At 64.5% G+C, this 1,144-nt stretch carries 1 protein-coding gene and 1 pseudogene; one reads left to right on the top strand and one right to left on the bottom strand.

Going from position 1 to position 1,144, the window contains the following annotated elements; all coding sequences use genetic code 11:
* A partial coding sequence (locus AO065_RS27490) for a hypothetical protein (RefSeq protein WP_238381512.1) occupies positions 1-195 on the top strand: 195 nt, incomplete at its 5' end.
* A gap of 85 nt (positions 196-280) precedes the next feature.
* On the opposite strand, the pseudogene istB reads toward AO065_RS27490, so the two are convergent.
* Positions 281-1,067, bottom strand: a pseudogene (gene istB, locus AO065_RS20205) (IS21-like element IS1415 family helper ATPase IstB).
* Between the last annotated feature and the right edge of the window lie 77 nt (positions 1,068-1,144).

Here is a 1,144-nt window from a genome sequence, read left to right as displayed (position 1 = left end):
TTCGACGTCGACATGTATCGCTCACGGAGGGATGAACTCCCCGACGGCGTCGCGGTCGAGCAGGCTCTGGCATCGAATGATGGGCGGGTCCTCACCCCTCAGACAGAGGCCTCCCTCGAAGCCGCAATGATCGAGAGCAGAAAGTCTCCCGATGCCGCAGGTGGAATGTCAATGGCCACGAAGTTCTCCCCGTAGGCGGCCAGTAGTTCTCCCCGCTGGTGGCCACGGGTTCTCCCCGGTGGCGGCCAGTTGTTTTTCCCCACCCGCTTTCTGATTTGGGTTAGCTGAAGGGCTTCACCCCCTTGCCGGTGGTGGCTTCGGTGAGGCGGAAGGAGTCGCCGTCGGTGACGACGACGTGCGCATGGTGCAGGAGCCGGTCAACGGTGGCGGTGGCGGTGGCCAATGTTTTGGGCATGATCTCGTCGAAGCCGGAGGGGTGCAGGTTGCTCGAGACGGCAATCGCTCGGCGTTCGTAGGCAGCGTCGACGAGGCGATAGAATCCTTCGGCGGCGTCTTCAGAGACCGGGAGCAGACCGATGTCGTCGACGATGATCAGGTCGGAGCGGATGATCCTCGTCAGGGCTCGGGCGATGGAGTCGTCGGCACGGTGCCGGCGGACCAGGGCACCGAGGTCTTCGATGGTGAACCAAGACACCGCCAGCCCAGCTTCGACTGCGGCCTGCCCGAGTGCCTCGGTGAAGTGAGACTTGCCAGTTCCCGAAGGCCCACAGACGCAGAAACATTCACGCCGCCCGACCCACTCCAGGGTGCGGAGCGCGTCCTGGGTGGCGCGGGGAATCGACGATTNAGTCGCCGAAGGTCTTGCCGGTAGGGAAACCCGCGCGTTTGCGGCGAGTGTGCAGGTTCGCCCGGTCCCGGCCGGCGGCTTCCTCAGCGAGGAGAACCCGCACGACTTCGGCGGGGTCCCAGCGTTGGGCTTTCGCGGTCGGGATGATATCGCTCAAGGACCTGCGGATATGGGGCAGTTTCAGGCGTTTAGTCAGGTCGATCGCCTCGGCCAACGGGTCGCCGTTAGCGCTGGTAACAGTGCGCAAAGGGGTGCTCATCAGGCGTCATCGCTTTCATCGTCAGTAGTGGCTGGGCTGGCCGGCGCTGGTGTCTGGCTGAAGGTGGACCAGGCGGC

This window comes from Pseudomonas viridiflava (assembly GCF_001642795.1).
Classification (GTDB): domain Bacteria; phylum Pseudomonadota; class Gammaproteobacteria; order Pseudomonadales; family Pseudomonadaceae; genus Aquipseudomonas; species Aquipseudomonas viridiflava.
This window is presented reverse-complemented; position numbering and strand designations above follow the sequence as displayed.